The sequence below is a fragment of the Bradyrhizobium canariense genome (assembly GCF_900105125.1).
Classification (GTDB): domain Bacteria; phylum Pseudomonadota; class Alphaproteobacteria; order Rhizobiales; family Xanthobacteraceae; genus Bradyrhizobium; species Bradyrhizobium canariense_A.
The window spans coordinates 7,243,162-7,256,348 of sequence record NZ_LT629750.1; the positions used below are offsets into that span (position 1 = coordinate 7,243,162).

Here is a 13,187-nt window from a genome sequence, read left to right on the forward strand (position 1 = left end):
TCCTTAATTCGTTCGCTGATGCATATTACCTGCCATTATTTCACCCGTCGCAGCGCCGGGCGGTCGCCTTCGAGCGAGGCTTTCACATGGGCGCGGGCGCGCGCAAGGCGGGACATTACGGTGCCGATCGGCACGCCCTGAATATCCGCGACCTCGCGGTAGCTTAATCCCTCCAGCATCACCAACAGCAGCACCGCGCGCTGTTCTTCGACCAGCGTGGACAGCGCGCGGGCGATGTCCCGGCCCTCCGCCTCGGTGCCGCTGGCGTCGGGATTATTGTCGAGCAGCGGCATGAATTGCGGCCGCCGGGCCAGCGAGCGGCGCCTGTTCTTGTTGAGGTTGGTCAGGATGGTGTAGAGCCAGCTCCTGACGTCGCCGCCAAGAAACAGCCGCTCCGAACGCAGCGCCCTTACCAGCGTATCCTGCACAAGATCGTCGGCGATATCGGCATCGCGCGCGAGCGCGCGCGCGTAGCGGCGCAGGGCCGGAATCATGGCTTCGACGCTGTCGCGAAATGCAGTCATGGAGGCTCGGTCTGTATCTGTCAGCAGCGTTCAATCATGCAACGCGAACGCCTTACTTGAAGCTAACACCTTGGTGACGTGACTATTCCGGCCGTCAGGGTTTCCGGCCAAACAGCGTTAATCCCGGGTGGATTTAAGACTGTACCGCGCTGGAGCGCTGGTGTACCTCCAAATCGCAGATGGGCTCGATTGGAAACCGGATGACTCAAAGTTCAGGTCTGATGCAGGGCAAGCGCGGAGTGATCCTCGGCGTCGCCAATAATCGCTCGATCGCCTGGGGCATCGCCAAGGCCTGCCGTGCGGCGGGGGCCGAGATCGCGCTGACCTGGCAGGGCGATGCGCTCAAGAAACGCGTCGAGCCGCTGGCTGCCGAACTCGGCGGTATCCTGCTAGGTCATTGCGACGTGACCGATGCCGCGACCATCGACGCCGTGTTCGATGTACTCAAGCAGAAGTGGGGCAAGATCGACTTCGTGGTTCACGCCATCGCGTTCTCCGACAAGGACCAGCTCGACGGCCGCTATCTGGAGACCACCGCCGACAATTTCTCGAAGACCATGCTGATCAGCTGCTACTCGCTGACAGCGATCGCGCAGCGTGCCGAAAAGCTTCTGACCGACGGCGGCTCGATCCTGACGCTGACCTATTACGGCGCCGAGAAATGGATGCCGCATTACAACGTGATGGGCGTCGCCAAAGCAGCGCTCGAAGCAAGCGTGCGTTATCTCGCCGCTGATTTGGGCGAGAAGAACATCCGCGTCAACGCGATTTCGGCGGGGCCGATCAAGACACTGGCTGCGTCCGGCATCGGCGATTTCCGCTATATTCTCAAATGGAATGAATACAACACGCCGCTGCGGCGTAACGTGACAACAGAGGAAGTCGGCAACAGCGCGCTGTATCTGCTGTCGGACATGTCGCGCGGCGTCACCGGCGAAGTGCATCATGTCGATTCCGGCTATCACGCCGTCGGCATGAAGCGCCCGGAGGCGCCGGACATCTCGCTCAGCCATTCCACGAGCAAGGAATAGTTGCAGCTTCGATGCCGGTGCCGACGATCTACTATATTCGCCACGGCGAGACGGCGTGGAACGCTGCAGGCCGCTTTCAGGGATCGAAAGATATCCCGCTCAACGATCTTGGCCGCAAGCAGGCGGTTGCCGCCGGTGAAATCCTCGCCCGCTTGCTGGCGCGCGATGGCCGTGAGGCGGCATCATTGCCTTATGTCGCAAGCCCGCTCGGCCGTGCGCGGCTGACGATGGAATTGGCGCGCGGGGCGCTGCAACTGCCGGCGGCGGATTACAGCGTCGACGATCGATTGCGGGAAATCGGCTACGGCCATTGGGAAGGGCTGACGCTGCCGGAAATGGAGCGGCATGACGCGGCGACCTTCGCCTCGCGCAATATCGACAAATGGGGTGTCGCCGCCCCGTCCGGCGAGAGCTATGCCAGCGTCACGCTGCGGATGCGGGAATGGTTCGATTCCCTCCTTGCCGATACGGTGACTGTTGCCCATGGCGGCACCATGCGCGCGCTGATGGTGGCGCTCGGCGTGGCGACGCCGCTGGAAGCTGCCGAGACGCCGATCGGGCAGGGCGTGGTCTATGTGTTCAGGGACGGCGAGCTGAAAAAGTATAGTTAAGAGCGGTGATAGCCCGGGCTATTCGCCGTCATGCCCGGCCTTGTGCCGGGCATCCACGTCTTGGCAGCACGAAGAAACAAGACGTGGATGGCCGGGACAAGCCCGGCCATGACGAATGAGGTTTGACGGCCGGGCGTTACGACATGTAGTTATGTTGACAGTTCGCATTAATGCGGATTGTCAACATAGGCAGCGAGCGCACGGCTTCATGTCCTTCAATACCTTCGGCCACATGTTCCGGGTCACGACCTTTGGCGAAAGCCACGGGATCGCGATCGGCTGCGTGGTCGATGGCTGCCCGCCGCAGATACCGCTGACCGCAGAGGACATCCAGCACGATCTTGATCGCCGCCGCCCCGGACAGTCGCGCTTCACCACCCAGCGCCAGGAGCCCGACGCGGTCAAGATTCTGTCCGGCGTGATGGCGCATCCGGAGACGGGCGTGCAGGTGACGACGGGCACGCCGATCGCGTTGCTGATCGAGAATACCGATCAGCGCTCGAAGGATTATTCCGAGATCAAGGACAAGTTTCGCCCGGGCCATGCCGACTTCACCTATGAGGCCAAATACGGCCTGCGCGACTATCGCGGCGGTGGACGCTCCTCGGCGCGCGAGACCGCGATGCGGGTCGCGGCCGGCGCGATCGCCCGCAAGGTCGTGCCTGCTATGACGGTGCGTGGCGCGCTGGTGCAGATGGGGCCGCACAAGATCGACCGCGACAAATGGGATTGGGACGAGATCGCGCGCAACCCGTTTTTCTGTCCGGACAAGGACAAGGCCGCGTTCTTCGAAAGCTATCTCGACGACATCAGAAAGAAGGGATCGTCGATCGGCGCGGTGCTCGAGATCGTGGCCGAAGGCGTGCCGGCGGGATTGGGCGCACCGATCTACGCCAAGCTCGACGCTGAACTCGCGGCCGCGCTGATGAGCATCAACGCGGTGAAGGGGGTCGAGATCGGCTCAGGCTTCGGGGCTGCGGAATTGTCGGGCGAGGAAAATGCCGACGAGATGCGGACCGGCAATAACGGCACGCGGTTCCTGTCCAACCATGCCGGCGGCGTTTTGGGCGGCATCTCGACCGGCCAGCCGGTGGTGGCGCGCTTCGCGGTGAAGCCGACATCGTCGATCCTGTCGCCACGCCGCACCGTGGACCGCAGCGGCGCCGATACCGATATCATGACCAAGGGCCGCCATGACCCCTGCGTCGGCATTCGCGCGGTGCCGGTCGGCGAAGCGATGATGGCTTGCGTGCTGGCGGATCACTTTTTGCGGCATCGCGGGCAGGTTGGCTAGCTGCCTGGGGTGCCGGTTATCTGAGTTGGTATTCGGCTGGATGACCCCATGAACGCATCGGACCTGCAGAAGATTATCGACTGGATGGTCGACGGCGCGAGGTCGGCGGCCACTCCGACACAGATGATGACGGAGTGCTGCGAACGCCTTGTGCAGGCAGGTGTGCCGTTGTGGCGTGTCGGCGTCTTTGTCCGGACGTTGCATCCCGACATTTTCGGTCGAAGCTTCACCTGGCGTCCGGGGACCGAGGTTATCGTCGCCAATGCGGACTTCGATGTCCAGGACTCACCGCAATTCAAGAGCAGCCCGCTGGCGATCCTCTACGCCACTGAAGACGAGGTCAGGTACCACCTCGACGACCCCGCAAGTCCGAATTTTCCGATCTTCGACGACCTGCGCGTGGAGGAGGTTACCGATTACATCGCCATTCCGCTTCGCTACATCGAAGGTCCGATTCACGCGTCGAGTTGGACCACCAAGCAGGCTGGAGGGTTCACCGACGAACAGGTGACCGCCCTGCGAAAGATCGTGCCGGCGCTGGCGCGCTACGTCGAAGTGATCAGCCTCCGTCGCACCGCCCTGACGCTGCTCGATACCTATGTTGGCAACCGCGCCGGCGAACGGATCATGGGTGGCCAGATCCGCCGTGGCCACACCGAGACGATGAATGCCGCGATCTGGCTGTCCGATCTGCGCGGCTTCACCGCGCTATCGGACCGGTTGCCGGCCGAAACCGTGGTGGACATTCTCAATCATTACTTCGATTGCCAGGTATCCGCGATCCGGGCGCATGGCGGTGAGGTCCTGAAATATATGGGTGACGGACTGCTCGCGGTTTTTCCGATCGATGAGTATGTCGGCGATGCCCAGCACGTTTGCAGCCGCGTGCTGGAAGCGGCGCGCGAATCCCGCGCCAGCGTCGATGCGCTGCATTATCCGTACGGTGAAGCCGTCGAGCGTTTTCGCTTCGGGGTTGCGCTGCATCTGGGTCGGATCCTGTACGGCAATATCGGCGGCGGCAATCGGCTCGACTTCACCTGCATCGGGCCGGCGGTCAATCTCGCGGCCCGGCTGGAGAAGATCGCGGGTCGACTCCACCGCACCATCGTCGCATCTTCAGGTTTCGCCGGAATATGCGCCGGCGGCTGGGCTGATCTCGGCGAATTTCCGATCGCGGGATTTTCGAAAGCCGAACGCGTCTATGGCATGGAGGACGAAACGCCGGCCGCCTAGGGCGATCCGGCACAAGGAAGGTGGTTGCCGAAAAGTCAGCCTGGCCGCCGGCTATTCCTCCGGCTCGGTGGTGAACAGCAGCGGATAGCCCTTGGCACGGCCGGCGTCGGTGGCGCGTGTCGCCTTGGTCTCGGCAATATCCTTGGTGAAGACCGCGACCACGCAGACGCCGCGCTGATGCGCCGTTATCATGACCTTGTGGGCCTGGTCCTCGGTCATGCGGAATTCCGCCTTCAGAACGGTGACGACAAATTCGCGGGGCGTGTAGTCGTCATTGACCAGGATCACCTTGTGCAGGCGAGGCCGCTCGGTCTTGGTCAGGACTTTGGTTTTGGGTGTGGTGACGGTGTCGATCATCCCGGAGGCGTCTCCAGATATCTTCGGGGTTCATCCACCACAATACCGTCTCGCGAGCAGCGGCGGAACCGGCTGTTTGCGATGGCTTCGTTGCAGCGACGGCACCGTTCGCAGGTCAACGATGACAGCCGGCCGGTGTCCTCGAGTCCGGTTCCCGCCCAAAACAACAGCAGCGATTGCCTGACTTGAATGTGAAGAGCAACCGATCTTCCCGCTTTTCGGAGCGCGTTTTGCATGTCACGATCCGTCAGACGACGGGAGGGCCGCAATGCGATGGTGTGTCTCGATCGGGGCCGTGCTTTTCGCGGGGGCGATGGCAGGTGGCGACGTCGCGAGTATCGCGGCGCCGAATACTGCACGTCAACTGACGGAAACCACTGACAGCCGGCCTGCCGTCGACATCGAACTGATCCTTGCCGTCGACGTCTCCTATTCGATGGACATGGACGAACTCGCCATTCAGCGCGAGGGGTATGCGCAGGCGATCGTTTCCAAGGAATTTCTGCAGGCGCTGAAGACCCTGCCGAACGGCAAGGTTTCCGTGACCTATTTCGAATGGGCGGCATCGAGCGACCAGAAGATCATCATTCCCTGGCGGTTGATCGACGGGCCGGAAACGGCGGATGCGGTTGCCGACGAGATCATGAAGACGCCGGTCCGCCGCGCGTCGCGCACCTCGATCTCGGGCGCGATCTATTTTGCGATGCCGCTGTTCGATCAGGATCCGTATCACGGGCTGCGGCGGGTGATCGATATCTCCGGTGACGGTCCCAACAACAACGGTGCGCCGGTTACCGGCGCCCGCGACGAGGCGCTGTCGAAGGGAATCACCATCAACGGCCTGCCGATCATGGTGAAGGAGCCGTCCTACTCGACCATGGATATCGACAACCTCGATTACTATTACGAGGACTGCGTGATCGGCGGCCCGGGTTCCTTCGTGGTGTCGATCAAGGACCGCGAGAAGTTCAAGGAGGCGATCCGCACCAAGCTCGTGCTCGAAGTCGCAGGGCGAACGCCGGAGCGCCGGGTTATCCCGGTGGCCGAGAAAGAGCCGCGTGTTTCCTGCCTGATCGGCGAGAAGATCTGGCAGGATCGCTGGGGCAGGTGATCCCAACGCTTTCGAGCGAAGTGGATATCGCTTCGCGCCGGGAAAACGCCTCAAACAAAATAGGAGAGCCCGGTTCTGATCCAATCAGAACCGGTAACGCTCTATACCCGGGCCTCCAAAATCAGATTGAAGGGCGTTTCGGTCGCCCGACGGAACCGGGTCAGGCCGCCTTGGCGGGCGACTTCGCGAAGCCTTGCCTCACCGGCCTGTGCGCCAAGCGCGAGACCGACCTCCTGATCGAGCGACGCAGGCGTGCAGACCACCGTCGAAGCGGCGTAATAGATGCGTCCGATCGGGTTGAGATTATCTTCCAGGCGGTCGTTGGCGAATGGCTCGACCAGCATGCAGGTGCCGTCCTCGGCCATGGTCTCGCGCACATGCTTCATCGCGCCGACCGGATCGCCCATGTCGTGCAAGCAGTCGAAGAAGCAGATGAGGTCATAGCCTTCCGCCGGGTAGGTCTTGGCGGAGTGGACGTCGAAGCGCACACGATCGCTCAGTCCGGCCTTCCTGGCCCCCTCGCGCGCGGCTTCGATCGATCCCTCGTGATAGTCGAATCCATAGAAGCGTGATTTCGGAAATGCCTCCGCCATCAGGCGGGTCGAAACGCCATGCCCACAACCGACATCGGCGACCTTGGCGCCGCGTTTGAGCTTTTCAACAACGCCGTCAAGCGCGGGCAGCCATTCCTGCACCAAATGGTGCTTGTAGCCGGTGCGGAAGAAGCGTGCCGTGCCGCAGAACAGGCACTCGCTGCGCCGGTTCCAGCCGACGCCTTTGCCGGTCTTGAATGCGTCGGAGATCTTCGGCTCGTCGAGAAACGTCGCCGAGACCAGATCGCCGACCGCGCCCATGAAAACGGGACTGTCCTCGTCCGCCAGTGCCATCGCTTGTTCAGGCTGCATCGAGAATTTGCCGGACTTGGCGTCATATTCGACATAGCCGGATGCAGCCTGCGCCGCGAGCCATTCGCGAACATAGCGTTCGGTGGTACCGGTGGCCTTCGCAAGCTCCAGGGAATTCATCGGACCTTTTGTCGCGAGTGCTTTGTACAGGCCGAGCTTGTCGCCCATCAGCATCAGCGACGCATTCATTGCCGAGCCGACATCGCCCAGCATTTTTCCCATGAAGGCGTTCAGTCTGTCAGGATTGACGTCCATGATGACCTCCGTCGAATGTGAGATGTTTCAATGACGTGGCGTGATTGCTTCGTGCGGATCATATGGCGGCTGCGCCGCATCAGGGGCGGTGAAAAACCGGCCCCGCAAACTCCGTCACTTCAGGATATGTCACGCGGTCGCTGGGAAGGTTCAACGGCGGCAGGTTCAGCGTTTCAGCGTGAATCTGGCCACCAATTCGACATGCGGCGTGTGACGAAATTGGTCAACCGGCGTGACGTTTTCTATTTTATAGCCGCCATCGATCAAACTTCGCGCATCGCGCACGAATGTCGCGACGTTGCATGACACGGCAATAATCGAAGAGATCTTGCTGGCCGCGAGTTGCCGCACTTGTGCCTGCGCGCCTTGCCGCGGCGGATCGAACACGACCGCGTCGTAATCGCGCAGTTCCTGCGGCATCAGTGGTCGCCGGAACAGATCGCGCGTCTCGGCCTTGATCGGTTTCAGTCCCGACGCCGACGCCGCGGCCTTCTGTAGCGCCGTCACCGCGCCGGCATCGCTGTCGAAAGCCGAGACTCGCGCGATGGCCGCGAGCCGCAGCGCAAATGGTCCGACCCCGCAAAACAGATCAGCGATATGTTTGGCGCGCTTGCAATGCTGGATGACCAGTGCCGCCAGCGCTTCTTCGCCGGCGCGCGTCGCCTGCAGGAACGAACCCGGCGGCAGGTTCAATCGCGCGGTGCCGATCGCGACCGTCGGCGGCGTCCGCATCAACACCAGTTCGCCATGGCGTGTCAGCCGCGCCAGACCGTGCCTTTGAGCGAGATCGGACAGAACCGCGATGTCAGCCGACGTCAGCGGCCCGGAACCGCGCACGTCGATGTCGAGCCCGTTGTCGGCAGCCGTGATCTGGATGTCCAGCGGCTTGCCGGCGGGCTTCAAGGCTTCGGCTAGCGCACGCGCAGCGTCGAGCGCGCCGCGCAAGGCTGGATCGAGGATCGGACAATCGTCGATCGCGACAATCGCGTGGCTGTTGGCCGCGGCGAACCCGGTTCGCAACTCGCCATCATCGCCGCGGCGCGCATGCACGGTGATGCGCCGGCGGCCGGCGCCGTGGGCGTCGATCAGCGCATCGACCTCGCATTCGATACCGGCGTGCGCCAGCGTATCGGTCACGATCTGGCGTTTCCACGCGCGATAGGCTTCCGGCTGCCAATGTTGAATGGCGCAGCCGCCGCAAGCGCCGAAATATCTGCAGAACGGCGTGATCCGCTCCGTACTCGCGCGCTCGATGCGTAACAGGTGTTTGCGGTCGGGGTGCCCCGCGACGGGCTCGACCTCGACGATTTCCCCACCGAGCGTGTAAGGCACGAACAGGCTCTCGCCGCCGGCAAAACCCGCGCCGTCGCCGCGATGACCGACGTGATCGATGACGACACGTTCAGCCACGGCGCGCGCCGATGAAGAATTCGATATTGCCGTCGCCGCCGGTGATCGAAGACGGAAACACCTGGATATCGGTGCATCCGAGCGACGAGGCGAATGCGGCGATGTCGTCGCAGATCGCCTGGTGCACCGACGCATTGCGGATGATGCCGCGCTTGGAATGCTTTCGCTGGGCTTCGAACTGCGGCTTGATCAGCGCCAGAAGGTGCATCGGCGCTGCCGCCAGCGACAGCGCAACCGGCAGCACGGCTTTCAACGAGATGAAGCTGACATCGATGACGACGATATCGGGCCGCTGCGGCAGGCGTTTGCCCTCAAAGTCGCGGATATCGGTTTCCTCCATCGAAACGACTCTGGAATGGCCCTGCAGCGAGGGATGGAGCTGGTCGCGCCCGACGTCGATGGCGAATACCAGAGCGGCGCCGTTGGCGAGCAGGACTTCGGTAAAGCCGCCGGTCGATGCGCCGACGTCGAGACAGACGTGATCTTCGATGTCGATCGGATAGCGTTCCAGCGCGCCCGCCAGCTTGACGCCGCCCCGCGAAACAAAGGGATGCGCCGGCTGCGCCTGCAGCACGGCGTCGTCGGGAATGCCCTCGGATGCCTTCAGGACCTGTTTATCATTGGCGATAACGAGGCCGGCTTCGATGGCGGCCTGGGCCCGCGCCCGGCTTTCGAACAGGCCGCGCTCGACCAGCAATACGTCCGCGCGCTTGCGGGGAGGGGGCATGCCGGTCTCCGTCTCGACAACCTTCAATCCGGACCGCCACCATGCCGTCGCTGTGCAGAAAAAACGGAATGAGGCCGAGTGGTCAGGCCAGCTTCACCGTTTCGGTCTTGAAGTCCTTGCCGAGCGCTTCAAACACCTTGGCGACGATGCCCTTGGCGTCGAGGCCGGCACGGGCGTACATCGCGTTCGGCGAATCGTGGTCGAGGAACACGTCAGGCAGCACCATCGCCCGCATCCGCAAACCGCCGTCGAGCATGCCGTGCTCTGCCAGCGTCTGCATGACATGGGAGCCGAAGCCGCCGATCGAGCCTTCCTCGATGGTGAGAAGCACTTCGTGCTCGCGCGCCAGCTTCAGCACCAGGTCGACGTCGAGCGGCTTCATGAAGCGCGCATCGGCGATGGTGGTTGAAAGTCCATGCGCCGCCAGTTCGTCCGCGGCCTTCTCGCATTCGCCAAGCCGGGTGCCGAACGACAACAGCGCGATCTTGTTACCCTGCCGGACAATGCGTCCTTTGCCGACCTCCATGGGAACGCCCACTTCCGGCATTTCGACGCCGCGGCCTTCGCCGCGGGGATAGCGCAGCGCGCTGGGCCGATCGTTGATCGCGACCTGGGTTGCGACCATGTTTACGAGTTCGGCCTCATCCGATGCCGCCATGATGACGAAGTTCGGCAGGCAGCCGAGATAGGCGTTGTCGAAGGAACCGGCGTGGGTGGCGCCGTCGGCGCCGACCAATCCGGCGCGGTCGATCGCGAAACGTACCGGCAGGCTCTGGATCGCGACGTCGTGGACCACCTGATCGTATCCGCGTTGCAGGAAGGTCGAGTAAATCGCGCAGAACGGCTTGTAGCCTTCGGTCGCAAGACCGGCGGCGAAAGTCACCGCATGCTGCTCGGCGATGCCGACATCGAAAGTGCGGTCGGGGAAGGCCTTGTTGAAGATGTCGATCCCGGTGCCCGACGGCATTGCCGCGGTGATGCCGACGATCTTGTCGTCCTTTGCCGCTTCCTTGACCAGGCTCTGGCCGAACACGTTCTGGTAGGACGGCGCATTTGGCTTGGCCTTGGCCTGTGCGCCGGTGGCGACGTCGAATTTGACCACCGCATGATATTTATCGGCGGATGCTTCGGCGGGCGGATAGCCCTTGCCCTTCTGGGTGACGACGTGGACCAGGATCGGACCGTCCTGCATGTCGCGGACGTTCTTCAGCACCGGCAGCAGATGGTCGAGATTGTGGCCGTCGATCGGGCCGACATAGTAGAAGCCAAGTTCCTCGAACAGCGTTCCGCCGCCGACCATGAAGCCGCGCGAATATTCTTCCACACGGTTGGCGCGGTCGGCCAGCACTTTCGGCAGACGCTTGTTGATCTGTTTTGCGGCTTCGCGCAGCGAGCGGTAGGTCTTGCCCGAATAAAGGCGCGACAGATAGGCGCTCATCGCGCCGACTGGCGGCGCAATCGACATGTCGTTGTCGTTGAGGATGACGATCAGCCGGGAGTTCATCGCGCCGGCATTGTTCATGGCTTCATAGGCCATGCCCGCCGACATCGCGCCGTCGCCGATCACGGCGATGACATTGTTCTTGCCGCCGGAGAGATCGCGCGCCACCGCCATGCCGAGGCCGGCCGAGATCGAAGTCGAGGAGTGGGCTGCGCCGAACGGATCGTAATCGCTCTCGGTTCGCTTGGTAAATCCGGACAGCCCGCCGCCGGTGCGCAGGGTGCGGATGCGATCGCGGCGGCCGGTCAGGATCTTGTGTGGATAAGCCTGATGGCCGACGTCCCAGATCAAACGGTCGCGCGGGGTGTCAAAAATATAATGCAACGCTGTGGTTAGTTCCACGACGCCGAGGCCCGCGCCGAAATGGCCGCCGGTGACCGAAACGGCGTCGATGGTTTCCTGACGCAACTCGTCGGCGACTTGCCGAACCTGGTCCACCTTGAGCCGGCGGAGATCGTCAGGGGTGCGGATCGTATCGAGAAGCGGCGTTTTACTATATGTGGTCACAGCGATATTCCAATTTTGCATGTCGGGATAAATGGCCCGACGTGAGATGGGTTGCGCATTATCAGCGCAGCGAAAACCCAGACGCCGGATGCCACCTGAGCAGGCCGAAGCCCGATTTGAAAGCCCAGATGCGCCCCGGATCGTTCAATGTGATATACATCACTCTTGGTGATTTAGCCCTTCTCGATCATTTTCATGAGGTATTTGAAGCGCTTACACCCGTCTAAAGCTGGCGCCAAGTCCGCCATCAATAGCCCACAACCCTGCAAGCTTTACACCAAAGCTGCCGTCAAAGCCAACTCGCAGACAGCATGGCGTGGCACAGATAAGGGAACGAAGGCGCGAGTTTCAACCCCGGCGCCGGGCCGATGGTTCCATTTCGCCTAAATCGGCGGCATCCGGGCGGGCAGTGGCGGCCATTTTCAGCCTTTTCCATGCCCATTCGCGGGTGGCGTCGTCCCCGGTTGCAACGGCCAGCGCAGCTTCGGGCCGAGCCATGCGTTCCCGTAAGGGGACGGGCCCGCAGACGATCATGAAAAAATCGTAGGCATGCGGCCGCTCGTTGGCCATGACGAACTGGAAATGGACGCGGAAGAACTTCCAGCGAAACAGATTGTAGTTTTCGGGCTTGATGATCTCGCGAAACCGGACCGGTACGATCGTGGGGTTGCGCCTGTCGGCGCCGAGATCGATGCCGTGCCCGGCGACCGGATCGAACGGGAAGAAATTCATGACATCCTTGCGCGACTGGCAGTCGATCCAGTCGATCGAAGGCTCGATCGCCAGCAGGCGCAGGTGATCGCGGAAATCCCGTGACACGGCATGAAAGCCGACGATCGGGAAGTTGCCGCCGATCGTCAGCAGAACAACCCGGGGGCCGTGGCGTCCGATGTCCGGATCGAGCTGGAGCGCGCGCGCCAGAATCTCCACGCCCAGGAAAGATCCCGAGCTGTGGCCGACGATCACGATTTCCTCGGCTTCGCTCGATCGGGCGACGTCAACAAGGTAGCGGGCGAAACGGTCGATGCGCGCGTCCCATTCCGGCCGCCGGCGGTGCGAGAATTGCCAGGTCCAGATCGTGTCGGACAACAGATAAAGCAGATAGGTGCGGTTTTCCGTGTATTTCAGCAATGCGCCGAGGACCGCGACAAACACGCCGAGGGCTGCGACAACACTCAACAGGTTGGGAGAGCCCAGCGCTTCAAGGCCCTTGCCGAAGGCGAACGCGATGCCCAGCGTCCACAGCGCCTCGTTGAACAGCATGAAATGCGGATAACTGATGAAGGTCGCAAAGCGCCAATGCGCGCGCCAGAATCGCGCAATGGTGCCGTTGAACACCAGCCGCCAATAGATCCACATCGCCTGGAAAACCGTGTGCCAGATCGGCGCGGCCAGGTCGCGCTGGATCAGGTCTTCCCATCGCAGGAAATCGTAGCTGGTCCGCGTCTGCCAGTCGTTTCCCTTGGTCTCGATGGTCCAGGATGCGGTTTCGCCGTCGGCCGCGCTCTGCGGGCGGCTGACATTGGTCGTGAGCTGATACAAACGGCCAAACTTGCGCAGTTCGGTTCTGAACATGCGATAGTACTGCGCAAGGCCGCGCGGGTCGTATCCTTGCACATAGATGATATGGCGCTGCTGGACGCGCACGTATTGATAATCCCCGGACTAATAGCCGGACTATATCAGGCCGCGTAATGCGCCAAGAGCTATTTCATCCCCGG

12 protein-coding genes are annotated in these 13,187 nt (G+C 62.2%); 5 read left to right on the forward strand and 7 right to left on the reverse strand.

Features of this window, described 5'->3' with window-relative positions:
* Nucleotides 1–35: 35 nt before the first annotated feature.
* A complete protein-coding gene (locus BLV09_RS34145) occupies nucleotides 36–524 on the reverse strand; it encodes a sigma-70 family RNA polymerase sigma factor (RefSeq protein ID WP_100386556.1) in 489 nt (162 codons plus the stop codon).
* Nucleotides 525–724: 200 nt separating this feature from the next.
* On the opposite strand from BLV09_RS34145, the gene fabI reads away from it, so the two are divergent.
* The 4 genes from fabI to BLV09_RS34165 all read left to right on the forward strand — a co-directional run bounded on the left by fabI (nucleotide 725) and on the right by BLV09_RS34165 (nucleotide 4,693).
* Nucleotides 725–1,555: an enoyl-ACP reductase FabI gene (gene fabI, locus BLV09_RS34150; protein WP_146690556.1), complete on the forward strand. Its 831-nt coding sequence runs from the start codon at nucleotides 725–727 to the stop codon at nucleotides 1,553–1,555.
* 11 nt (nucleotides 1,556–1,566) lie between these two features.
* Nucleotides 1,567–2,166, forward strand: coding sequence for a histidine phosphatase family protein (locus tag BLV09_RS34155; protein ID WP_100386557.1), 600 nt, complete (start codon nucleotides 1,567–1,569; stop codon nucleotides 2,164–2,166).
* Between the two features lie 208 nt (nucleotides 2,167–2,374).
* On the forward strand, nucleotides 2,375–3,460 hold the full coding sequence (gene aroC / locus BLV09_RS34160) for a chorismate synthase (RefSeq protein WP_100386558.1): 1,086 nt from the start codon (nucleotides 2,375–2,377) through the stop codon (nucleotides 3,458–3,460).
* 48 nt (nucleotides 3,461–3,508) lie between these two features.
* Nucleotides 3,509–4,693: an adenylate/guanylate cyclase domain-containing protein gene (locus tag BLV09_RS34165; RefSeq protein ID WP_146690557.1), complete on the forward strand. Its 1,185-nt coding sequence runs from the start codon at nucleotides 3,509–3,511 to the stop codon at nucleotides 4,691–4,693.
* A gap of 51 nt (nucleotides 4,694–4,744) precedes the next feature.
* Here BLV09_RS34165 and clpS read toward each other — a convergent pair whose 3' ends face one another.
* The gene (gene clpS, locus BLV09_RS34170; RefSeq protein ID WP_100386560.1) at nucleotides 4,745–5,050 is read right to left on the reverse strand and encodes an ATP-dependent Clp protease adapter ClpS; all 306 of its coding nucleotides are present in this window, start codon (nucleotides 5,048–5,050) and stop codon (nucleotides 4,745–4,747) included.
* Nucleotides 5,051–5,318: 268 nt separating this feature from the next.
* On the opposite strand from clpS, the gene BLV09_RS34175 reads away from it, so the two are divergent.
* Entirely contained in the window at nucleotides 5,319–6,161 is an 843-nt protein-coding gene (locus BLV09_RS34175; RefSeq protein ID WP_146690558.1) for a DUF1194 domain-containing protein, read from the forward strand.
* A gap of 101 nt (nucleotides 6,162–6,262) precedes the next feature.
* Here BLV09_RS34175 and BLV09_RS34180 read toward each other — a convergent pair whose 3' ends face one another.
* The 5 genes from BLV09_RS34180 to BLV09_RS34200 all read right to left on the reverse strand — a co-directional run bounded on the left by BLV09_RS34180 (nucleotide 6,263) and on the right by BLV09_RS34200 (nucleotide 13,113).
* Nucleotides 6,263–7,321 (reverse strand): class I SAM-dependent methyltransferase, encoded by a 1,059-nt coding sequence (locus tag BLV09_RS34180; RefSeq protein WP_146690559.1) that lies wholly within the window; start codon nucleotides 7,319–7,321, stop codon nucleotides 6,263–6,265.
* A gap of 165 nt (nucleotides 7,322–7,486) precedes the next feature.
* Entirely contained in the window at nucleotides 7,487–8,731 is a 1,245-nt protein-coding gene (locus tag BLV09_RS34185) for a class I SAM-dependent RNA methyltransferase (RefSeq protein WP_146690560.1), read from the reverse strand.
* Nucleotides 8,724–9,458 (reverse strand): TlyA family RNA methyltransferase, encoded by a 735-nt coding sequence (locus BLV09_RS34190; RefSeq protein WP_146690561.1) that lies wholly within the window; start codon nucleotides 9,456–9,458, stop codon nucleotides 8,724–8,726. The genes BLV09_RS34185 and BLV09_RS34190 overlap by 8 nt, the downstream gene beginning before the upstream one ends.
* 82 nt (nucleotides 9,459–9,540) lie before the next feature.
* On the reverse strand, nucleotides 9,541–11,487 hold the full coding sequence (gene dxs / locus BLV09_RS34195; protein WP_174556582.1) for a 1-deoxy-D-xylulose-5-phosphate synthase: 1,947 nt from the start codon (nucleotides 11,485–11,487) through the stop codon (nucleotides 9,541–9,543).
* A 327-nt stretch (nucleotides 11,488–11,814) separates the two neighbouring features.
* Nucleotides 11,815–13,113, reverse strand: a complete 1,299-nt coding sequence (locus tag BLV09_RS34200) for a hypothetical protein (RefSeq protein WP_146690562.1) — start codon at nucleotides 13,111–13,113, stop codon at nucleotides 11,815–11,817.
* Nucleotides 13,114–13,187 lie beyond the last annotated feature (74 nt).

Excerpts from the sequence above, each read along its gene's own strand:
- BLV09_RS34145 (WP_100386556.1), bottom strand. The coding sequence starts at position 524 with ATGACTGCATTTCGCGACAGCGTCGAAGCCATGATTCCGGCCCTGCGC.
- fabI (WP_146690556.1), top strand. The coding sequence starts at position 725 with ATGACTCAAAGTTCAGGTCTGATGCAGGGCAAGCGCGGAGTGATCCTC.
- BLV09_RS34155 (WP_100386557.1), top strand. The coding sequence starts at position 1,567 with ATGCCGGTGCCGACGATCTACTATATTCGCCACGGCGAGACGGCGTGG.
- aroC (WP_100386558.1), top strand. The coding sequence starts at position 2,375 with ATGTCCTTCAATACCTTCGGCCACATGTTCCGGGTCACGACCTTTGGC.
- BLV09_RS34165 (WP_146690557.1), top strand. The coding sequence starts at position 3,509 with ATGAACGCATCGGACCTGCAGAAGATTATCGACTGGATGGTCGACGGC.
- clpS (WP_100386560.1), bottom strand. The coding sequence starts at position 5,050 with ATGATCGACACCGTCACCACACCCAAAACCAAAGTCCTGACCAAGACC.
- BLV09_RS34175 (WP_146690558.1), top strand. The coding sequence starts at position 5,319 with ATGCGATGGTGTGTCTCGATCGGGGCCGTGCTTTTCGCGGGGGCGATG.
- BLV09_RS34180 (WP_146690559.1), bottom strand. The coding sequence starts at position 7,321 with ATGGACGTCAATCCTGACAGACTGAACGCCTTCATGGGAAAAATGCTG.
- BLV09_RS34190 (WP_146690561.1), bottom strand. The coding sequence starts at position 9,458 with ATGCCCCCTCCCCGCAAGCGCGCGGACGTATTGCTGGTCGAGCGCGGC.
- dxs (WP_174556582.1), bottom strand. The coding sequence starts at position 11,487 with ATGCAAAATTGGAATATCGCTGTGACCACATATAGTAAAACGCCGCTT.